Origin of the sequence: Halomonas sp. 72, from assembly GCF_052379785.1 — a bacterium.
Lineage (GTDB): Bacteria > Pseudomonadota > Gammaproteobacteria > Pseudomonadales > Halomonadaceae > Vreelandella > Vreelandella citrativorans.
On the sequence record NZ_JBQSYY010000023.1, the window covers coordinates 22209 to 42735 of the forward strand.

General features: G+C 49.4%; 18 protein-coding genes and 2 pseudogenes. All 20 read right to left on the bottom strand.

The window, feature by feature from the left end; all coding sequences use genetic code 11:
- Nucleotides 1-219 precede the first annotated feature (219 nt).
- The 20 genes and pseudogenes from ACT3T6_RS15960 to ACT3T6_RS16055 all read right to left on the bottom strand — a co-directional run bounded on the left by ACT3T6_RS15960 (nt 220) and on the right by ACT3T6_RS16055 (nt 20416).
- Nucleotides 220-783 (bottom strand): glycosyltransferase, encoded by a 564-nt coding sequence (locus ACT3T6_RS15960; protein WP_193054925.1) that lies wholly within the window; start codon nt 781-783, stop codon nt 220-222.
- Between the two features lie 49 nt (nt 784-832).
- Nucleotides 833-1600, bottom strand: a complete 768-nt coding sequence (locus ACT3T6_RS15965) for a CatB-related O-acetyltransferase (RefSeq protein ID WP_193054924.1) — start codon at nt 1598-1600, stop codon at nt 833-835.
- On the bottom strand, nt 1593-2603 hold the full coding sequence (locus tag ACT3T6_RS15970; RefSeq protein WP_193054923.1) for a DUF6395 domain-containing protein: 1011 nt from the start codon (nt 2601-2603) through the stop codon (nt 1593-1595). Before ACT3T6_RS15970 ends, ACT3T6_RS15965 begins: the two co-directional genes overlap by 8 nt.
- Nucleotides 2596-3978, bottom strand: a complete 1383-nt coding sequence (locus ACT3T6_RS15975; protein WP_193054922.1) for a glycosyltransferase family 2 protein — start codon at nt 3976-3978, stop codon at nt 2596-2598. Before ACT3T6_RS15975 ends, ACT3T6_RS15970 begins: the two co-directional genes overlap by 8 nt.
- Nucleotides 3979-3991: 13 nt before the next feature.
- The gene (locus ACT3T6_RS15980; RefSeq protein WP_193054921.1) at nt 3992-5266 is read right to left on the bottom strand and encodes a nucleotide sugar dehydrogenase; all 1275 of its coding nucleotides are present in this window, start codon (nt 5264-5266) and stop codon (nt 3992-3994) included.
- 53 nt (nt 5267-5319) lie between these two features.
- Nucleotides 5320-5625 (bottom strand): annotated as a pseudogene (locus ACT3T6_RS15985) (UDP binding domain-containing protein); the annotation flags it as partial.
- A 27-nt stretch (nt 5626-5652) separates the two neighbouring features.
- On the bottom strand, nt 5653-6192 hold the full coding sequence (locus ACT3T6_RS15990; protein WP_353744596.1) for a hypothetical protein: 540 nt from the start codon (nt 6190-6192) through the stop codon (nt 5653-5655).
- Nucleotides 6170-6636: pseudogene (locus ACT3T6_RS15995) on the bottom strand (hypothetical protein). Before ACT3T6_RS15995 ends, ACT3T6_RS15990 begins: the two are co-directional and overlap by 23 nt.
- 44 nt (nt 6637-6680) lie before the next feature.
- Nucleotides 6681-7226 (bottom strand): dTDP-4-dehydrorhamnose 3,5-epimerase, encoded by a 546-nt coding sequence (gene rfbC / locus ACT3T6_RS16000; protein WP_193054920.1) that lies wholly within the window; start codon nt 7224-7226, stop codon nt 6681-6683.
- Between the two features lie 54 nt (nt 7227-7280).
- Complete coding sequence (locus ACT3T6_RS16005) at nt 7281-8402, bottom strand: glycosyltransferase family 61 protein (RefSeq protein ID WP_193054919.1); 1122 nt, start codon at nt 8400-8402, stop codon at nt 7281-7283.
- A 61-nt stretch (nt 8403-8463) separates the two neighbouring features.
- On the bottom strand, nt 8464-9372 hold the full coding sequence (gene rfbA, locus ACT3T6_RS16010; RefSeq protein WP_193054918.1) for a glucose-1-phosphate thymidylyltransferase RfbA: 909 nt from the start codon (nt 9370-9372) through the stop codon (nt 8464-8466).
- A 77-nt stretch (nt 9373-9449) separates the two neighbouring features.
- The gene (gene rfbD, locus ACT3T6_RS16015; protein ID WP_193054917.1) at nt 9450-10343 is read right to left on the bottom strand and encodes a dTDP-4-dehydrorhamnose reductase; all 894 of its coding nucleotides are present in this window, start codon (nt 10341-10343) and stop codon (nt 9450-9452) included.
- A 342-nt stretch (nt 10344-10685) separates the two neighbouring features.
- Complete coding sequence (rfbB, locus tag ACT3T6_RS16020; RefSeq protein ID WP_193053105.1) at nt 10686-11753, bottom strand: dTDP-glucose 4,6-dehydratase; 1068 nt, start codon at nt 11751-11753, stop codon at nt 10686-10688.
- A gap of 39 nt (nt 11754-11792) precedes the next feature.
- Nucleotides 11793-12707: an ABC transporter ATP-binding protein gene (locus ACT3T6_RS16025; RefSeq protein WP_193053106.1), complete on the bottom strand. Its 915-nt coding sequence runs from the start codon at nt 12705-12707 to the stop codon at nt 11793-11795.
- A gap of 184 nt (nt 12708-12891) precedes the next feature.
- Entirely contained in the window at nt 12892-14280 is a 1389-nt protein-coding gene (locus ACT3T6_RS16030) for an MBL fold metallo-hydrolase RNA specificity domain-containing protein (protein ID WP_193053107.1), read from the bottom strand.
- A 345-nt stretch (nt 14281-14625) separates the two neighbouring features.
- Entirely contained in the window at nt 14626-15354 is a 729-nt protein-coding gene (locus ACT3T6_RS16035) for a phosphoribosyltransferase (protein WP_193054915.1), read from the bottom strand.
- 829 nt (nt 15355-16183) lie between these two features.
- Nucleotides 16184-17284, bottom strand: coding sequence for a chain-length determining protein (locus tag ACT3T6_RS16040; protein ID WP_193053727.1), 1101 nt, complete (start codon nt 17282-17284; stop codon nt 16184-16186).
- A gap of 3 nt (nt 17285-17287) precedes the next feature.
- On the bottom strand, nt 17288-18097 hold the full coding sequence (locus ACT3T6_RS16045) for an ABC transporter permease (RefSeq protein ID WP_193053728.1): 810 nt from the start codon (nt 18095-18097) through the stop codon (nt 17288-17290).
- A gap of 151 nt (nt 18098-18248) precedes the next feature.
- Nucleotides 18249-20006 carry a polysaccharide biosynthesis/export family protein gene (locus tag ACT3T6_RS16050; protein ID WP_193053729.1) on the bottom strand — a complete coding sequence of 586 codons (1758 nt, stop codon included), beginning with the start codon at nt 20004-20006 and terminating at the stop codon, nt 18249-18251.
- A complete protein-coding gene (locus ACT3T6_RS16055) occupies nt 20006-20416 on the bottom strand; it encodes a DVU3141 family protein (protein WP_193053730.1) in 411 nt (136 codons plus the stop codon). Before ACT3T6_RS16055 ends, ACT3T6_RS16050 begins: the two co-directional genes overlap by 1 nt.
- Nucleotides 20417-20527 lie beyond the last annotated feature (111 nt).

The window sequence follows — 20527 nt, forward strand, 5'->3', positions numbered from 1 at the left end:
GAAAGTCAATCACACCGGAGTCGTTACTATTATTTATAATTCTAATGTAATAATGATCAGTTGAATCAGTTATAGATGGTTTAGACTGATATATAAAACTGTGATTACCAAGCATGTATACGTTTTTGAATTTACTTAAGTACCCTATAGAAGAATCATAGCAATTAACCAAAGCCAACCCTAATGCAATATTAGGTATATATAGATCTCGAAGGTCAACTATTTTCCCATTATCATATATACCTTGGTAGCCGTATGGAAAACTAACAGAAAACCTGCAAAGTCTTCTTTTATATATTTAGACAATTCTAAAGCATAATTTTTCGATAGGGCGTCATCATCATCGAGTCTAACTGTAGCAAATTCAACGCGATCATAATTCACTACTATTGAGTCTATGTAATCATTAATTGCCTCGTTAATACTGGAGTATCCTGCGCCATTATTAACGTCACATATGCCAGACTCAACTACGATGATACTTGTATTGGCAGGTGATTTTTCGCGAACTAAAGATAACCTTTTTCTTAGCCTGGTCTGATATTTCTCAGGCAAAAGGTCAGAAATTAAAACAACAAAATGCAAATCAACATTAGGACACGTTAGATTTTCAATTGAACAAGCGGTAATATTTTCAAATACCTCAAATCTTTCCTCCAGCCTTTTATCATTTAAAATAGCTTCTATATAGTCTTCTGAATTTTTTGCTCCTGAGGCTACAATAGTCCCAGCTTTATTTTTACTAATAACCGAGAACCTAGTAAATATCATAATCTTTTTCACAAATCACCTCGACTTAGTAAAATAAAAGAGAAAGCGAGTCAATCTAAAATCAAAAGCTAGACACCATCTTTTCATATAAACTTTCTTTATCAGGAAGAGTTAAAGTCTCGCCTCTTGAAACCCTTTCCTCAAACTCATCTAAAAAAAACTCGACCTTACTAACATCTATATCAGCAAAATCAAAATACGAGTAATTCCACCAATTAATAGAATTCATTCTCGATATCAAATTTTCATCAAATCGAAATCGTATGATTTTAGCAGGCGAGCCTGCAACTATAGCGTAGTCAGGTACATCCTTTGTAACAATGGAACGCTGGGCTATAACCACACCATTACCGACTCTAACACCTCTTTTAATTAACGCATCTTTTCCTATCCAAACGTCATTCCCAATTTCCGGTGGTTCTTTCAATGTTTTGAATCCATGTACAAGAATTTTCTTATTATGTTTTTCCGCTAATTTTTTAGCGTGCTCCTTAAAAGTAAAGCTATGGGTTGATAGTCTGTCTAATGGGTGATCTTGGTCAGATAACTCAACACCTGGAGCAATACTGCAATAGCGTCCAACACGAAAATCAGGTGGTATCAATTTACTTCTACAATAAGAAAATGCACCAGCGCTATAAAAGCGCCCTTGTGCCATACAGGAATATGGCTCGATAGTTAAGTTTTTTTTAAAACTTAATTCCGTACCATATTTTATGACATTCTTAACTTTCCAAGGGTAACCTAAATAAAAGTTATTTCTTTCAAAAAAAGCCTCTGAGTCTTTATTCCATAAAAAAAATACTGTATCTCCCTCAACTCTAATCATGGACACAAGAACTCCAACATTGAAGTGAAGCTTTTTTTTCTAATTCATGCACACCAAAGCCCTTTAGCTTCTTTAAAAAATCATCTCTTATATGTAGTGGAATAAATTCCAAAGACTTATCATACCAACTATCTACCCAGAGGTAATCTTTCACTAAATTATCCAATGCAGGGTGACTTAACCCCTTATTATCTCTTGCCCAAAGCAAACTAGCCAAAACCGGAATCCATTGTTTATTTAAAATCTTTTCAACCTCTGGGTTACTTGGTATACAGTTACCTTGTATAGCCATTTTTCGATAACACTTCATACATTTCAGGCAGGGTTTTCCAGACTCCCCCCTCATGCACCCCATAGCATATTTAAAGCCTTTTGCAATGTAGGTTGTCGCTACTTCTGTCAAGCCGGCACATGGAATGCAATAATGGTAATTTAATTTAGAAAACGCCTCAAATACAGCAGAATAATCTGGTTCCACATATAGCGTTCCATGCCCATGTGTAGAGCGAAGATAAACGAACTCCAATATATTGCCGTCTGCGAATGTGTCGAACCCAAAGTGCTCAGACAATAATATCGATGGCACTGTCCAACCAGCTAGTCCATAAAACCCTCTTTTCTTGCCAAACAGTTCAGGAAGTTCATCTTGATTTGTTAATACACTTATACCATTAACTTCTTTCAAAGCTAAAAGTGCGTTTTCTTGCTTATGTAGCTTACTAGGGGAAGCCACCTGTGTGTATACTGCTGCAGGTTGCTCTAGTAACCTATACGCGGCGGCGGAGTCAACACCTCCCGAAAAGGCTAAAGCCGTGCGATGTTCTCTTTTAGTATTTTTCTCGATAACATCTACCTTTTCACCGTATGGCCTAAGAAGTAGAAATTCGGCTAATGATAAAACCGACTCGCTAGGCAATGAATATCCTTCAGGCATTTCCCAGAAGAAATCTTTACCTTGATATGATAAAAAAATGAAATTATTTTCTAATCTCCAGTCAGCCATTCAGATACCTCAAATTTCGTTCAGCCATATCAAACTTAACTCGCATAGAGTTATCAGCATAATATCGAGGACTTACAAGCGGAAAGTCAAGATAAGCATTATCAAAATTTAACACCTCATCATGCCACTTTATCCACGACATTCGGTAATCTTTTCTAGTATTAGACAAACCACCATTATTAGATCTAATGCCATGATCAGGGTGATTGGTTAAACTCGTTTCTAAATCCAAACAAATCATACCAATCTGCTTAAAGTTTTTGAACTCATCACCTAAGAGCTTTTCCGCTCTTGCAATCATTTCACTATCAGCACCAAATCGTACTGAATCCCAGTATCCTAATGTATTGTTTATAAAACTTCTTTCAAACATACATGATATTGAGGCTTTACGCGCCGCACCATCAAATGAAAAACCTGTAATTTTCCCTATGTGCCCGAAATAACCATCTGGCCTTACTCTTACCATATGAGTAAGGCTTGCTCTAGGGAAATTATGCTGTTTAATCAGCTCATAATGTTTCTCAAGCCGCTGAGGATGAGCCCAATCATCAGCATCATGTCCGGTAATATAATCACCTTTGGCATGAGTTAGACCTATATTTTTTGACACATAAGGGCCAACATTAACTTTATTTTTAAAAACTTTTACGCGTGCATCTTCGGCCTTTATCGACTCCAAAACTTCCCATGTTTTATCTGTACTGCAATCATCCACTATAATCAATTCAATATTTTTCCATGATTGATTTAGTATAGATTTTGCTGCATATAAAATCGTATCTTCAGAATTCCATACTGGCATAATAATTGTAATAAGCGGCCCTTCACTAATGCTGTTAAAACCATAACAACAAAACCGTGCCAATAAACTTTTCTCTGAAGACTCTGTCAGATTTAAAGGAGCTACGTTAAAATGGCTAAGATAAGCATTTAATGCTTCTAGCCATTTATCTTCCAGATTGTTTATTAAGCACTTATTTGCTTCAAGCAAATTGATCGTATAATGAAGCTCGTCAGGTAGGTTTTGTTTAGCAAGGTTAATAGCTAAATTATAACCCCCTTTTTCGGCAACTTTGTTAGCAGACCAAAGAACATTATCTGGCTTAGGTAGGGTAGGTTTGTTGCGCGTTAAAAGGTGTAGAAGGGGATTCATCCCTTGTCGGCGAACCCATCCTTTTACGTCATAATAAAATGAAGAGGAAAAATTAGGCCCAGGATCACGACTTAAAATTGTTCCATACTTTAAGAAATGATATATAGGCTCTAATTCAGTCATACCAACGTCTGGGTATTGGGCAGCATACCACTCAGAGTCGAATAACTCCGAGCTCTTAACTAACTCAATATATTTATCTTCTAGGTTATTAAACATTCCCTTGTTCATTTCAAAGCCTCACTTTATCCTTGCCTTCATTACTAAGCACATTCTTCATATCAAGATATGTCGTCACATCTTTACCCAGTTTATAAATATCACTCCCCATTTCTTTAAACTCATTGTGGGCTACGGCAACAATCACAGCATCATACTCACCTTCGTTGAGATTAGGCACCATGCTGACACCATATTCATGCTCGGCTTCTAACAGCTCCACCCACGGATCGTAGATATCAACATCCATGCTGTAGGACCGAAGCTCGGTAATTAGATCAATCACTTTCGTGTTACGAATATCAGGGCAGTTTTCCTTGAATGTCATGCCCATGACCAGTACCTTGGCGCCTTTGATCAGCTGGCCTTTTTCGATCATGGCCTTGATCAACTTGGATGCTACAAACCGCGCCATACCATCGTTAATTTCACGTGCTTTGCGAATAATATCGGGAATATGACCAACCGACATGGATTTATGCACCAGATAATAAGGGTCTACGCCAATGCAGTGGCCGCCTACCAGCCCCGGTTGAAGCTTGATGAAATTCCACTTTGTCGCAGCTGCCTCAATGACATCGTTGGTATCAATGCCCAGATGACTAAAAATCATCGAAAGCTCATTTATCAACGCGATATTTACATCACGCTGGGTGTTCTCAATAATTTTAGAAGCTTCCGCCACTTTTATGCTACTGGCCTTGAAAGTGCCCGCAGTGATAATGCTTTTATAGAGCTGGTCCACAAACTCAGCGATTTCTGGCGTGGAACCAGAAGTGACCTTCATGATTTTTGATACTGGGCGTTCTTTATCACCTGGATTAATACGCTCGGGGCTGTAACCCGCGTAGAAATCCTGATTGAACGCTAGCCCAGAAACCTGTGCTACTACGGGAATGCAGTCTTCTTCTGTAGCACCGGGGTACACGGTAGATTCGTAGATGACCACGTCGCCTTTAGTGATCACCCGGCCCAAGAGTTCAGAAGCTTTTACCAACGGTGTTAAATCAGGCTGACGATGATCATCAATAGGCGTAGGTACTGTTACAATATATACATTGGCTTCGCGGATATCGTCTTCTGAACTGGTAAACGTTAACTGAGGTGCTGATTTTAGGTCATCCGCCGTTACTTCACGGGTATTATCGATACCTTCATTCAGTTCCTTAATACGATGGGATTTGATATCGAATCCGATAGTCGCATATTGCTTCCCAAACTCAATTGCCAGTGGAAGCCCTACATAGCCCAAGCCAATAACTGCGATTTTCGTATTTTTCATTTCCATTACTCTGATGTATTAATGATTTCGATAATCTAACTCTTTTACTTTCGCTTGGCTTATCGTCCTACACTGACATAGGTGATCCCCGCCTCCTTCGCTGCTCGGGGGCTGAATAGTTTGCGACCATCAATTACGATGAAAGTTTTCATTGTATACACTGCTTTTCGCAAATCCATTGCCCTAAATTGCTCACAATCAGTACAAATCACTAATGTACCTACACTAAGAAGTGTGCTTTCCATTTGATCGCGCAATACTAAATCTTCACGGTCACCATAAAATCGCGTCGTTGCTTTCATTGCCTTGGGGTCAAATGTTCTTACCTCGGCACCGGCTTTCCACAACGCTTCTATTATGCGCTGCTGGGGGCTTCGCGCATATCATCGGTGTTAGGTTTGAAGGCTAGCCCCCCATACGGCAATCGTTTTGCCGTTCAGTTCCCCGTTTAAGGCGCTTTGCAGCTTGGTAAACAGGGTTTGTTTTTGGCGTTCGTTCACGCTTTCTACAGCGGTAAGCAATTCAGCGGGGTGGCCCACTTGTAACGCCGTTTGGGTAAGCGCTTGAACATCTTTAGGAAAACATGAGCCGCCATATCCGCAGCCGGGGTAAATAAAGTGGTAGCCAATACGTGGGTCTGAACCAATACCCTGGCGCACTTGCTCGATGTCTGCATCTAAACGCTCTGCCAAATTGGCCATTTCGTTCATGAAGCTGATCTTGGTGGCAAGCATAGCGTTGGCTGCGTACTTGGTCAGTTCGGCACTTCGTACATCCATGAACAGCATTTTTTCATGGTTTCGGTTGTAGGGGGCATAGCATTCGCGCATCAGCTTTTCTACACGCGGCCTATCGGCCCCTACTACAATGCGGGCACCTTTGGTGAAGTCTTCAATGGCTGCCTCTTCCTCAGGAACTCGGGGTTCGAGCAAACATCAAAGGCAACCTCTTATTCAGGTTATTGAGCGTGAGGGCAATAGTATCGCGTACTTTTTCAGCCGTGCCTACGGGTACGGTTGATTTATCAATCACGACTTTGTAGTCGTTCATGTATTGGGCGACCGTTTCGGCTACTTTGAGTACGTATTGCAGGTCGGCACTGCCATCTTCATCAGGGGGTGTGCCCACTGCAATAAATTGTAGGGTGCCAAAATGAACGGCTTGTTCTGCATCCGTGGTGAACACCAACCGACCATCTGCACAGTTATGCTTTACCATTGCATCCAAGCTTGGCTCATAAATGGGCAGGATGCCTTGGCTGAGCTGTTCTATTTTTGCGCATCCACGTCAACACACGTGACATGGTGGCCTGCATCCGCCAGGCACGTACCAGCTACAAGCCCAACGTACCCTGTGCCAAAAACGGTTATATTCATAGGTTCGCTTTTACCAAAAAGTATTCGTTCGCCTACCTTGGGTGTCACGCGAAAGCGGGGGCAGCCGTGAAATCAAGTCCTTGCTGGTCTTTAGTTGAAAGCTGTGGTTCGCTTTCTTGAATGGGCCATTCTATGCCCAGCATAGGGTCATTCCAGTGAATAGAAACTTCATCGCTTGGGGCGTAGTAATCCGTGCATTTGTACTGAAATTCAGCTTCCACACTAGTGACGTAGAAACCGTGGGCAAACCCTGGCGGCACCCATAGCAGCTGTTTGTTTTCAGCACTTAGCGTTACCCCTACCCACTGGCCAAACGTGGGTGAGCTTTTTCGCATATCCACCGCTACATCGAATACTTCGCCTTGGGTTACTCGTACCAGCTTGCCTTGGGGTTGGTTAAGCTGATAATGCAGGCCGCGCAGAATGCCTTGTGCTGATTTGCTGTGGTTATCCTGTACGAACTGGTAATTGCCGCAATGGGCTTCAAATTCGCTCTGGCGAAAGGTTTCCATGAAGAAGCCGCGTTCATCGCCAAATACCTTGGGGGTGAGAAGCACGACTTCGGGAATCGCTAGTTTTTCATAAAGCATATAGATACCCAATATTGAAATTGAAAAAAGTTAAAAAGGGACAGTGCTTGATTACTAGCTATTTTCCACATCCGCCAACCAGGCCTTGAGCTCATTCATATCGACTTTTATGTCATCCAATAAGGAGGAGCTAGTCTTTGTTCGCTCGCAGTTCAATAAATTAAAATTACTTCGACCTAGCGCGGACTCTTGATCATAGTAAAATTTTCCATCCATCGCTTCAGAGGCAATGTATCCAACGTTGCAATTTGCATTAGCCCAAATAGCATTACACATTGCAGCCCCCATAATACCTACTACAACGCTTGCTTTTGAAAAAAGATTGACCTGCTCTATGAAAGATAAGCTTTGTGGCTCAACGAACACATAGCCTTTTGAACTGAAATAGCTCTCAACTTCTTCAATATTTATTATATTTCGTTTATGTGTAATATTGCGTGTTACGAATATTTTCAGCCCTTCTGCTTCAACTTCTTCCCAGCACTCTTTTTCAATATTACTGACGATATGATCACGCATATTTTTTAACATATACGACTTTCTATATGGATGCTGGCTAATCCCTGTCACATAATCCAGTACTGGTACGACTGTATGATTATAGCCAACCCTTTGTACGGCGTTTGCGGGTGTATCAAGCAGGCTCAAGCTATCCACATACATATCTTTCAAGAAATCGTGCTGTGCGTGATGCACTATTGCTTGAATGTCTTTTTTTCTGACTTCTTTCAGGAAGTAATGCTTGGTAAGCAGCTCAACAATCCAGTGACCAAAGTTGGTCTGACCGCGTTTTTTCAAGAAACTGCCAGAACTTCCTTCGTCAATCTTCTCGCTATGGATGTATATTTTTTCGTTTCTAATATCGAACCGCTCGTTTGAAAGCTCCTTGGGGTAATCGGCCAAAGACTCTTCAACTACAAACCCACTCGCCGTGATGATAATGCCTTGGTCGATAGTAGTTGCATCACTGAGTTGCCAGTGCTGTACTTCAGGCGTTATCACTTCTGCGCCAGCCTCTCTTTTGAATGTTTCTAAAAAGGCTTTTTTCTTGCCTCTAATATTAATATTAGAAGGCCTTCTATAGCTTGTTATGCTTCTATCACTGCTTAATAGGCTTACATCACTATGCTCTTCTACCAAGCAGGCTAAGCTTTTAATCGGATAAATGCCTGCCATCTCATTTCCTTGCTTGTCGCCATGTTTGAGAAGCCCATTTGCCGGGTCTCATCCACTTTTTTTACTTCTTTAATGTCAAAAGACGCTGGAGATATTGGCCGTATTGGGTTTTGGCTAGCGGCTCGGCTAACTCTGCCAGGTGCTCATTAGTGATCCAACCATTCTGCCACGCTATTTCTTCCAGGCAGGCGATCTTGAGGCCTTGGCGGTGCTCGATGGTTTGCACGTATTGGCTGGCTTCGAGCAAACTATCGTGAGTGCCGGTATCCAGCCAGGCGAAGCCACGGCCCAAGCGTTCCACGCGCAGGTCGCCACGCTCCAGGTAGGCGTTATTGATACTGGTGATTTCCAGCTCGCCGCGCTCGGATGGCTTTACGTTTTTGGCGATCTGGACTACATCGTTATCGTAGAAATATAGCCCTGTAACGGCGTAAGCCGATTTAGGCTGTTTAGGTTTCTCTTCTATGGAAATGGCCTGGCCATCCTGGTTGAATTCTACTACGCCAAAACGCTCTGGATCTTTGACCAGGTAGCCAAATACCGTTGCGCCAGCGGCTCGCTCACTGGCGCGCTTTAGCTGTTCTGAAAAGTGCTGGCCGTGGAATATATTGTCGCCTAATACCAGGCATACAGGGCTTTGGCCAATAAACGCCTCCCCGATGATAAACGCTTGGGCCAGGCCATCTGGGGTTGGCTGCTCGGCATATTCAAAGTGAAGGCCGAAGTCCTTGCCGTCGCCCAGCAGGTTTTGATATTGGGGGAGGTCTTCTGGCGTGGAGATAATCAGGATTTCACGAATTCCCGCCAGCATGAGTACCGAGATGGGATAGTAGATCATCGGCTTGTCGTAAATCGGTAGCAGCTGTTTGGATACGCCCCGGGTAATGGGGTGCAGCCGCGTGCCGGAACCACCGGCAAGAATAATGCCTTTTCTCTGTGGAGAATGAGGCGTATTAGCTGAGGTATTCATGGCTATTATCCGTGAGTGTTTTAGCGTGAGGAGAGGTCATCAGGGCTATTCAGGCATTAACGCCTTACTGCTGGCCCTTACTTCTCACGCTGTTCTGAAAGCGTTAGCGCCAGTTGGTCTTGCCAAGCCGGTAATGTGACACCCAACGCGGCTTCAAGCTTAGTCAGGCGCATTCTTGAGTTGAGCGGGCGCTGGGCAGGTGTTGGGTAATCGGCAGTTGGAATGCCTTGAGTGGCTTCTGGCGTGATGGCTAGCGCCTCGCCTGCCTTGAGAGCTTGGCTGAAAATTTCACACGCGAAACCGTGCCAGCTGGTTTCTCCCCTTGGGGCTAGATGGTAGATGCCTTTGGATATATGGGGTATGAGGTGTGAGGGGTGAGGTGTAAACGCAAGTGCTGTGACTTGGGCGATTAGGCGGGCGGGGGTGGGCGCGCCTATTTGGTCGTTGACGATACTTAATGCTTCACGTTCGCGGCCCAGGCGTAGCATGGTTTTCATGAAGTTGTTGCCGCGTGCGGCATACACCCAGCTGGTGCGGAAGATGAGGTGGTTGGCGCCGCTTTCAGCGATGGCGTTGTCCCCTTCCAGCTTGGTTTGGCCGTAAACGCTTAATGGGCCAGTGGGGCTACCTTCTTGCCAGGGCTCGGTGCCGTTACCGGGGTATACGTAATCGCTTGAGTAGTGCACCAGCGTAATGCCGTGCTGGGCAGCGTATTGGGCCAGCTGCGCCGGTAGCCCTGCGTTCAGGCGCTTGGCTTGCTCGGGTTCGCTTTCGGCTTTGTCAACGGCGGTGTAGGCGGCGGCGTTGAGGATTAATGCGGGCTTGTGCTCGGAAAGAAACGTATCAACGGCTTGGGCATTGGTTAAATCGAGTTCCTGGCGCGTGGGAGCCAGGATGTTGCCGAAAATGGCAAATTGGCGTTGGAGTTCAAAGCCGACCTGGCCGTTGCCGCCGGTGACCAGAATATTCATGGAAAATCCTTTTCGGTTTTGGTGCCTTGATTGTTGCCGTGGTGGCCTTCGGCACCGCTGCGCGGTGTTTCCGCGCCGGGCCGCCGCTGCGGGTGCGCTGCGCTTACCACGCGCTACAAGAATTCCCTAACAGATGGCTGCACACATTGTAGCGCGTGGTAACGCGCCGTGAGGAACGAACGGCAAGGCACCCGCGAATGGCGGCGTCAAGCCGCCCCGGATGCGCCACCGCATTCAACCCCGGCACCGCTGCGCGGTGCTCCCGCGGGTGCGCTGCGCTTACCACGCGCTACAAAATACCGCTACCATGCCTTTATCAACGTATTACAAAACATACTGTTATCATGCCTTACCTAGGCGCTGGCCTTGGTAGCTGCCGTCTTGTACGCGTTTCCACCAGGTTTCGTTGGCGAGGTACCATTCAACGGTTTTGCGCAGGCCGCTTTCAAAGGTTTCTTCCGGCACCCAGCCTAGCTCGCGCTCGATCTTGCTGGCGTCAATGGCGTAGCGTACATCGTGCCCTGGCCGGTCGGTGACGAAGGTGATTAACTCACGATAGGAGGCGTCCTTCGGCACCAGCTCTTGCAGCATGTCGCAAAGCGTTTCCACTACGGTGAGGTTAGCTTTTTCGTTGTGCCCGCCAATATTGTAGGTTTCCCCTACCAGCCCTTCAGTGGCTACTTTGATAAGTGCGCGGGCGTGATCTTCTACATAAAGCCAGTCGCGGATCTGCTGGCCATTGCCATATACCGGTAGTGACTTACCCGCCAGGGCGTTGAGGATCATCAACGGAATCAGCTTTTCCGGGAAGTGGTACGGCCCGTAGTTATTGGAGCAGTTGGTGATCAATGTGGGCAGGCCGTAAGTGCGCTGCCAGGCGCGCACCAGGTGGTCGGAGCTAGCTTTGCTGGCAGAGTAAGGCGAGCTGGGCGCGTAAGGCGTATGTTCGGTAAACAGGTCTTCCGTGCCTTCTAAATCACCATACACTTCATCGGTGCTGATGTGATGAAAGCGAAAGGCGTCACGGCGTTCACCTTTTAGGCTATTCCAGTAGCTGCGAGCGGCTTCCAAAAGCACCGCGGTGCCTACTACGTTGGTTTGGATGAACTCGGCGGGACCGTCTATGGAGCGGTCCACGTGGCTTTCGGCTGCCAAGTGCATGACAACATCGGGCTGGTGCTGCGTAAATAGCTGCTGCATGGCGCTGGCATCGCAGATATCCGCTTGCACGAAGGTGTAGCGGTCGTGGCCTTCTATGCTGCCAAGCGATTCCAGATTGCCAGCATAGGTGAGCTTATCAACATTGATGACACGGTGTGTCGTATTTTGAATCAGTTCACGCACAACAGCAGAGCCGATAAAGCCTGCGCCGCCGGTGATTAAAAACGTTTTAATCTTCGTAGGTTTCATTTACCTGGCACTTTTGATCAGAGATAGTGAAGTTAGCACTTATGAAGAACGCTTTTTGGTTTGACCCTGCGTTTCTATAAGTGCTTCTAGATGCAGCCGGGCTTCTTTGGCTACGGCCCCTGCCGTATTAACGTCTTGGCTGGCGGCCTTGATTTGTTCGGCAGGTGCACTCTCTTCTTGCAGCTCTTTTAGTGTTTCTTGCGCGCCTTTTAAAATTTGATGGCACTCTGCCAAGTGGTTCCTTGCGCCAATCACATCGTTAGGTAATGTGCTTTCGCCCGCTTTTTTCTTGGCATCAGCGTCGGCGTGGTATACGGCAATCGCTTCGTTGATATCTTCGTACCAGTAGGCGCTGCCATTTTTAAGGTATAGGCCTGCCTGGCACAGGTCTTTCAGGATGCCTTCGGAGTGGGACACCATAATGAGTGAGGCTTGGCCCACTTTCGATTGAAAGAGCTTTTTGGCTTTGTCTTTAAAGGCGCGGTCGCCAACGGCGGTGGCTTCATCGGAAATATACACATCAAAATCGAACGCAAATGATAGCCCAAACGAGATGCGTGATTTCATGCCGGACGAGTAGGTGCGGATCGGTTCATCGAACGCGGGGCCAATCTCGGCAAAGTCTTCGACAAACTGAATGACGCGCTGTACTTCTTTTGGACTGCTGCCCTGCACTCGGGCTACAAACTTGGCGTTTTGGCGGCCTGTCATATTATTTTGCATTCCGCCTGAAAGCCCAACCGGCCAGGAAACGCGGCTACGGCGGATGACTTCACCGCGTTCAGGCGTATCCATACCTGCGATTAGGCGCAATAGCGTTGACTTGCCCGCGCCGTTGGCACCGATCAGCCCTACGCTAACCCCCGTGGGGATAGTGATATTGATATCTTTAAGTACCCAGTCGCTGCCGTGGTGGTTATGGTAGCGCTTGTACAGATTTTTAACTTCAATCATTGGGTGTTAGTAACCGATGGTAATTTAAAACAGAGTGCAATGATTGTGTTGGAGGGCACGGAGACATTCGATGAACATCTGAAGCGGTGCTGAAGGCGAGCACGACGGCGAGATCAGGGCGTCGTGCCGACGCCTTCCGCGGGTGCCTCATTCGCTCGTTCCTCGCGAGATTCGTTACCACGCGCTACGAAGAGCTGGTAACTCTCACTTCCCTGCCCTTTTGTTCGTACATTGCTTCTAGCTTGCTTTTCAACACTGCGCGGGCATTTTGGTCGCCGTGTACCAAACGGATGGTGCTGGGCCAGCGGCGCATGCGCTTTACGAAGTTTAGCAGGTCGTTTTGGTCGGCGTGGGCGGAGTAGCCGCTGATGGAGGTAACGCCTGCGTTAATGTCGATACGCTGGCCGTCTATTTCTACCCAGCCGCCCTGGCCGTATTGCTGTATAGCGCGACCTGGGGTGCCAGCGCCCTGGTAGCCAACAAACAGCACTTGGTGGCGGACATCGCCCAGCATGGCTTTTAGATAATTCATAATGCGCCCACCTGCGCACATACCGCTGGCGGCGATTACCACGGCGGGCCTGCCTGTTTTGGCTAAATACTCAACCGTTTGCTCGTGTTCGGTGTGGCTTTCTACGGTGTAGAGGCTGGCAAAGTTGAGCGGATGGCGGCCCCCTTTTAGCCGCTTTTGGGCTTCATCATCCCAGTAGGGTTTTAGCTCGCGGTATACCTTGGTAAAGCGGGCGGCCAGCGGTGAATCGACAATGATTTCAAGCGTGCTCCACTGGCTGTTTTTGGCTTCATGAATAATGCCTTCCAGCTCGTAAAGCAGTTCTTGCGTGCGACCTATGCTGAAGGCGGGCACCATGACCGTGCCGCCGTTGGCTAGCGCTTGCTCTATCGCTTTTCTTAAAACGGCGCGGCGCTGGCGGCGGTCCGGGTGGGTGCGGTTGCCGTAGGTGCTTTCCAGCACTAGCTGGTCGCAGCCATGGGGCGATGTAGGCGCGGGTAACAGCGGCGCGTGGGGGGCGCCTAAGTCGCCGGAGAAGACGATACGCTCTTTTTCGCCATTGGCCGCCTGGTGCGCTACTTCAACGTAGCAGGAGCCTAATATGTGTCCTGCCCGTTTGAGTTTGATGCGGGTGGTGCCGTTTTCATCTTCGACGATGCGGTGCCATGTTTTGTAAGGCACGCTAACAATTTGCTTTTCCAGCTGTTTCTGAAAACGTTGGATCAGTTGCGTATTGCGGGTAAAGCCAATTTTTAGCGCGTCTTCAATGACCAGAGGCAGTAGCTTGGCAGAAGGCTCTGAGCAGATGATGGGGCCTTTGAACCCGGCTGCCAGCAAGTAAGGTAGCCGACCTACGTGGTCGATATGTACGTGGGTGATGACAAACGCCTGTACGGTGCTGATATCAAATTCGATTTGGAGCTGTTCGAAGCTGTCTTCTTCCGCGTCTTCGCCTTGAAAGAGGCCGCAGTCGATGAGTAGTGAGTGTTCGCTATTCAGTATGAGCTGGTGGCAACTTCCGGTAACGCCTGTTGCACCGCCGTGATGAATAATATCGAGCATGTGGCGCCTTTTAGGTGTTGTTAGGGGGCTTCACCGAAGCCAAGGATGGGTGGCGCATCCGGGGCGACGTTCCGCCGCCATTCGCGGGTGCCTTTTGCTCGTTCCTCGCAAGGCGTTACCGCGCGCTACACAATCAGCAGGGTAGATATTTCGTAGCGTGTGGTAAGCGCAGCGCACCCGCGGAAGCACCGCAAAGCGGTGCCGGGGTTGGGCATAGGGGCGCATTCGGGGCGTCGTTCCGCCGCCTTTCGCGGGTGCCTTTTGCTCGTGCCTCGCAAACGTTACCGCGCGCTACTCGAAGGTATGCCTAACATCTACTAGCGCGCTTAGCGCCCACTAGCGACCCTAGCTTGAATAATTTTTTGATAATAACCGCTTAGTTGTTTCTTTTTCTGCCTTAACGCATCGATTTCGGATCTCGTCAGCGGTTCTAAAGCCGACGAGATAACTTGCTTCGTTGGCGGTGAGGGCTGAGGTTTGTATTCCGAAGATATTTTTGATTTCATCACCAAAGCGCTCCTCCAATAATTGGATATGCTTTTTTACTGCGCGGAAATTTGTTGATCGACCAGCATTTACCAGCAGTATAGACCCAATTGCGTTTCCGCCGTTTATTAACAGGTAATTAGCCAGCTCTGCCAATGTGCTCCCCATGCTGGTCACGTCATCGACAAGCACATATTTTCCACCCTGCTCCACAGTTCCTTCAAATGAGGGCCTTGAGATTAGCCTTTCCATAGGGTCTGCGCCGGTATGAAACACTCTTTGCAGCTGGACAATATCTGTCTCACTGGTACCCCCACACACTTCAGCACATAAAAGTGAAAGCATTAGTGGTATCGCATTATCACCAGCGGCTTCCTTGGCATAAGGAGAAACAAAAATAGCATCCTCAGGAAACTCACCATTGAGCGACGCTAGAAACTCAAGAGCCAACTCCTCTACAAGCTGTAACGCAGCATCAGGGTTACCAGCTTTCGCAGTTATGTAGTCCGGATGCTGCTTTATATCATTATCATCGTTAAAACAATGAAAGTGCTTAGCCCCTTCCGGGAAGGCGTATACCCTATCCATTGTCTTTACCCACAGTTCGTTGCCTTATGTACACAATGTACTACTTGGAGATTTGCGTTAGTCGGTCCAAGTCAGCGTGTATATTTTGGCCCGTGCCACGATGCGTGTATTTTCGGTAATGCCGGGGTGGGCATGGAGGCACATCCGGGGCGTCGTTCCGCCGCCTTTCGCGGGTGCCTTTTGCTCGTGCCTCGCAAGGCGTTACCGCGCGCTACACAACCAGCAGGGTAGATATTTTGTAGCACGTGGTAAGCGCAGCGCACCCGCGAGAGCAGCGCGAAGCGGTGCCGGGGTTGTGCATTGGGGCGCATCCGGGGCGTCGTTCCGCCGCCATTCGCGGGTGCCTTTTGCTCGTGCCTCGCAAAGCGTTACCGCGCGCTACATTTGAATAATCAAAGCGTTAGATAACTTGTAGCGCGTGGTAAGCGAAGCGCACCCGCAGCGGCGGCCCGGCGCGAGAGCAGCGCGAAGCGGTGCCGGGGTTGGGCATTGGGGCGCATCCGGGGCGTCGTTCCGCCGCCATTCGCGGGTGCCTTTTTGCTCGTTCCTCGCAAAGCGTTACCGCGCGCTACGTTTGAATAATCAAAGCGTTAGATAACGTGTAGCGCGTGGTAAGCGAAGCGCACCCGCGGGAGCACCGCGAAGCGGTGCCGGGGTTGGGCATTGGGGCACATCCGGGGCGTCGTTCCGCCGCCTTTCGCGGGTGCCTTTTGCTCGTTCCTCGCAAGGCGTTACCGCGCGCTACAGGGTTGGTTTTCACCCTTGCACCGTTCACCGTTCACCGTTCACCGTTCACCGTTCACCGTTCACCGTTCACCGTTCACCGTTATCAGTCTCGGTGATCTTTTACGATCATGATGATCATGCTGAGGATGAAGGCGAGGAAAATGGTGATGATGGCGAATACGGTGCTGTTGTATAGCCGCCTGGGTTCGGTTGGGTACTCGGGGTATAGCGGGCTTTGCAGTACGCTTACCTGTTTGAGCTGGCGGGCGGCTTCCAAGCGGGTGTTTTCCAGGGCGGCTAGCGCGCTTGAGTAGGTTTCCTGGGCAAACTGGGCCTGGAGTTCGAGTGTTTCGTACTCGGCGGAAACGCGGTTGAGTGCGCCACCTGCGGCTTGGGCGAGGCGTTCGCTCTGTTCGCTGATCTGGTCTCTTAGTGCCGTAATATTGCGCTCTACCTGGCGTAGTTCAGCAGATTGCGAGCTTTGGAAACTGGCCAGGGCATCGCGCTGGGCTTGTAGGCGTGCCAAGTCGCCTTCCAGCGTGGCGACTACCTGATTCAGACCTTCAACGGTGGCTGTGGGTGAAACGAGGCCATACTCGTTTTGAAAGTCCAGTAGCTCCGCGCGGGTTGCTCGAAAACGCTCTTCCAAGCGCACCAGTTGCTGCTCTAAAAACAATACCTGCTCGTCTGCCAGGCGATGCCCCATGGCGTTCATGTGGTCTTCACCCGTTTTTAGAAGCAGCTCGGTCATATCGTGCGCAAATTCAGGGGTAAATGCCTGTGAACTGATATTGAGCACGCCTGCGTATTCATCGAGTTCAACATCTACGCGGCGCAGGTAATACTTGTGTAGTTCTTCAATGGGCGCATCGGGGTTGCGCAGCTTGGCAAAAATATCCCCGTGCTCACTAAAGTGTTCGCGAAAGCCTAGCGTTTCATCCATCTGGCGTAACATATCGGTTGAAAGCAGGTATTCGCGCAGTAGTAGCAGGTCGTGCGTATTGCCACCGCCGCCGCCGCCCATTAACGAGGCAAAGCTTATTTCAGGCGTTGCTACCTGGGGGCTTTCAAGCACCACGGTTGCGTTGGAGACATAGCGGGCTTGCGCCCAAATAAACCAGTAGAAGGAGACCAAAACTATTGCGATGAGGGCGATAGCCCACTGGGGGTATTGCGTGCCAAAGCGACGAAGAGACGATTGCATGAATTAGCTTGCCTTTAAACGGTCAATAAAGCGCAGGTGCATAAGAAGCCCTAGCGCAATAAGCGAAAACGTAAATAGCCAGAAATAGAGCATGCTGGTGCCAGGCACCACATGGTAGTGCTCAAAAAAGCCCAATCGCAGTGTCTCTAACCCGTGAGGTATAGGATTTAGCATCAGGTATTCAAGCAGCCAGTGCGGCAAGCTATTCAGCGGTAGAATGACGCCGGAAATAATCAGCAGCGGCAAAGACATCATGGTAATGACGCGCCCTACCTCAGGCACCAGGGTTGCGGAAACAGAGGTGACTAGCCCCAAGCCCAAGCCTAAACACCAGAGCGAGAACCAGGCGGCCATCGCGCGAATAGCATTATCCGGATACATTTCCTGGTCGAGCATTAGCCCGCCTATAATAAAAATCAGGAAGATAAAGGTACGCAGCATCCCTTCAAGAAAGTTGCGCGTCAGTACCGGGTCTACAGGCTGCACTTGGCGGTAGGCAAACAGCGCCTTATTGGCATTAATGGCACCCATGCCTCGTATCATCCCTTCACGCACCAGAAAGAATCCCAATAAGCCGGTAATCATCCAGGGAATAAAGGGTGCGTTAACGACTAGGCTATCACCACGGATAAAGCTGCGAATGGCCACCATGATTCCTACCATGGCAACCGGTTCAAAGATCATCCAGAACCAGCCCATGCGGTCGGCCATGGTGCGTGAAATAGCTTCACGCATGAACATGGCGTACCACACGCTGCGGGTCACTTGCCAAGGCGTGCGGGCGCCCCGGCGCGTTGCTTGTGTTTCAGCCATGACGGGTTGCCGCCTTTAGGTTCGTGTTGTTTGTCATGAATTTTTGCATGTGCGGGTGCGGCTTCGGGCGGCGGGTGCCGCCTTTCGCGGGTGCCTCGCTGCGCTCGTTACCACGCGCTACGAGGCCCCTTAGCGACTCACCAACCACTCATTACAGGTCAAGCGCGACGCGCGTGGTCACGGCGATCTGGAAGAGTATCTGCGTTAGCGTAGAAGCCAGCTGCAAGTTGTGTACCGGCGCCTTGGGCATTACGAGGATTTCATCACCCGGGCGCAGCGGTGAATTACGCGCGTGTTCCACAGCACCGTTTTGGCGCACCAGTAGAATCTGGCTCTCATCGGCACGCTCGGTAAAGCCACCGGCGCCGTTGACGTAGTCGATCACGCTCAGACCGGGGCGGTACACCACGGCTTGGGGCACCACGATTTCACCGCTGATCAGAACCGAATCGCTGATTTCAGGAATGGTAATGACATCGCCGTCTTGCAGGCGGATATCCGAAATCTTGCCGCCTTGCGCGACTACCAGGCGGCCACTGGGCTCAAGTTCACCTGCGCGTTCAATAAAGCGTTCAATCAGCTCGGCTTCACGCAGGCGAATTTGGGCTTCTTCGTCGGTGCGTGAGGTGGCGCCCAGGTAGGTGGTTTCCAAGCGGCGTAGGCTGTCTTCCAGCGCTTGCTCCTGCTGCTCCTTGACGCTTTCACGGCGCAGGGAAACGCTTTCAACGGCGGTCAGCCCTTGTGGCACAGCAATGGCATCAAGCAGCTCACTTAGGCGCGCATTGCGCGGCAAGGCGTAGAGCGAAGGCCCGAAGTAGCTGCCTTCTATTTCAACCACGATGGTTTCACTGCGCTGGTCGGCGGTAAAGGTGACTTCATCGCCACTGCGAATGGTTTGGCCAGCAAACAGGGCGACGGGGAAATAGTGGGCGATAGGACCATCGGTACGATGCCCACGCAGCAGTACGTTGGAGACACCGCTTCTCAACCGCGCCAGGTTTAAAAGCTCGGCGCCGCTAAGCGTGTTACTGGTTAGCTCGTAGCGCATCTCGCGGTGCACGTCTCCAGTAACCGCAATCGCCGGGCCGCGCTCTTCTACAACGATAGTGTCACCGTCCTGGAATTGCGGGCGTGCAATCGTGCCGTTAAGCAAAAAGTCGTAGAGGTCCACCGTTGCAACCAGGCGATCGTTGCGCATTACACGCACTTGGCGATAGCTGCCCAAGTCTTGTTCGATCCCGCCTGCCTGGTCAAGAAAGTAGAGCAGCGAGTCATCGGGCGTACCGGCATAGCGCCCGGGGTTTTGCACATAACCTGTTACATAAACGGCGACGGGTTGGACACCTTGCAGATTGGTGTAAACCTCAACGTTGTCAGGATATACCGAGGTAATCGCTTGGCGAACGCTGTTATCGACCTGCTGGCTACTCTGGCCTTCTACATTTAAGGGGCCGGAGCCGGGGATGAAGATGTTGCCCTGGGCGTCAACCGGCAGCACCCGGTCTAACTCAAACGCGCCCCAGGCACGCACGGTGACTTGGTCGCCTGGCTTGATGCGATAATCAGCGTTCAGGCCATCGCCCATGGCGCCGCGAAAGCCACCGGTGAAGAGGTTATATCCAAAGGGGGGCAGTGCATCCGGGTCGCGGGGTGGTGTGGCGATGGGGCCATAGGTGCCACTGCGCCAATCGGCGCGGGGCATATCATCTACCTGGCCTTGCTGCTGTAACCCCTGCTGCCCTTGAGACGATGACGCCTGATTACTGCTGCGTTGGCCTGAAAGAGTGTCGTCCGGCAGGCTGAGAATCTGGGCGGAGGCCGGCGCACTGAACACAACCAAACAGGCGAGGGAAACGGTAGTCAGCGCTTTCGATAGGCAAGCGCGCTTGCATGATTCAAAGAGATTCATTAAAGGCGCCCTTCTGCCGTTTGCGTTATGACTCGCTGGTTTACCCACTCTTCTGACGATGCTTTGCATACCAGCGCGCGGCGAGCTTCGCCACTCATGCCAATCACTTGTAAGCGACGGCATTCACGCCCACTGGCTGCCAGGTAGGATTCGTCGGCCACAATTTCAACATTGTCGCCCCACGGGCTGTTAGCCACGCTGATAACGCCACCAGCCGGTGTTTGATCCAGAAAGCCGTTCACACTTTCATCAAGAATGGGCTTTGCGGAGTCATCACTAAGGACATAGCGCTGCTGCTGGGAGGCGCTGCCAGAGGGGTAGCTCGTAGCGCACCCACTTATTACGGCCATACTTAACACGGCTAGCAGCATGCGAGCCGGTCGAACTACTAAAAATGAGGTCTTTGGCATAATAATTTCCAGAAAAGGCACGCTACCGCCCCGGGATTATAACGGGCGTATTCCCTTGCCCAACGCTGTGCGGATAAAATTTGATAATCATTGCTATTTAAATGCTCAGGC

Bases quoted from the DNA above. Each gene is read 5' to 3' on its own strand.
- ACT3T6_RS16055 (WP_193053730.1), bottom strand. From the start codon at position 20,416: ATGCCAAAGACCTCATTTTTAGTAGTTCGACCGGCTCGCATGCTGCTA.
- ACT3T6_RS16045 (WP_193053728.1), bottom strand. From the start codon at position 18,097: ATGGCTGAAACACAAGCAACGCGCCGGGGCGCCCGCACGCCTTGGCAA.
- ACT3T6_RS16005 (WP_193054919.1), bottom strand. From the start codon at position 8,402: ATGGCAGGCATTTATCCGATTAAAAGCTTAGCCTGCTTGGTAGAAGAG.
- ACT3T6_RS15970 (WP_193054923.1), bottom strand. From the start codon at position 2,603: ATGGCTGACTGGAGATTAGAAAATAATTTCATTTTTTTATCATATCAA.
- ACT3T6_RS16025 (WP_193053106.1), bottom strand. From the start codon at position 12,707: ATGATTGAAGTTAAAAATCTGTACAAGCGCTACCATAACCACCACGGC.
- rfbA (WP_193054918.1), bottom strand. From the start codon at position 9,372: ATGAATACCTCAGCTAATACGCCTCATTCTCCACAGAGAAAAGGCATT.
- rfbB (WP_193053105.1), bottom strand. From the start codon at position 11,753: ATGAAACCTACGAAGATTAAAACGTTTTTAATCACCGGCGGCGCAGGC.
- ACT3T6_RS16040 (WP_193053727.1), bottom strand. From the start codon at position 17,284: ATGCAATCGTCTCTTCGTCGCTTTGGCACGCAATACCCCCAGTGGGCT.
- rfbC (WP_193054920.1), bottom strand. From the start codon at position 7,226: ATGCTTTATGAAAAACTAGCGATTCCCGAAGTCGTGCTTCTCACCCCC.
- ACT3T6_RS15980 (WP_193054921.1), bottom strand. From the start codon at position 5,266: ATGGAAATGAAAAATACGAAAATCGCAGTTATTGGCTTGGGCTATGTA.
- ACT3T6_RS15965 (WP_193054924.1), bottom strand. From the start codon at position 1,600: ATGATTAGAGTTGAGGGAGATACAGTATTTTTTTTATGGAATAAAGAC.
- ACT3T6_RS16030 (WP_193053107.1), bottom strand. From the start codon at position 14,280: ATGCTCGATATTATTCATCACGGCGGTGCAACAGGCGTTACCGGAAGT.
- ACT3T6_RS15975 (WP_193054922.1), bottom strand. From the start codon at position 3,978: ATGTTTAATAACCTAGAAGATAAATATATTGAGTTAGTTAAGAGCTCG.
- ACT3T6_RS16035 (WP_193054915.1), bottom strand. From the start codon at position 15,354: ATGGATAGGGTATACGCCTTCCCGGAAGGGGCTAAGCACTTTCATTGT.
- rfbD (WP_193054917.1), bottom strand. From the start codon at position 10,343: ATGAATATTCTGGTCACCGGCGGCAACGGCCAGGTCGGCTTTGAACTC.
- ACT3T6_RS16050 (WP_193053729.1), bottom strand. From the start codon at position 20,006: ATGAATCTCTTTGAATCATGCAAGCGCGCTTGCCTATCGAAAGCGCTG.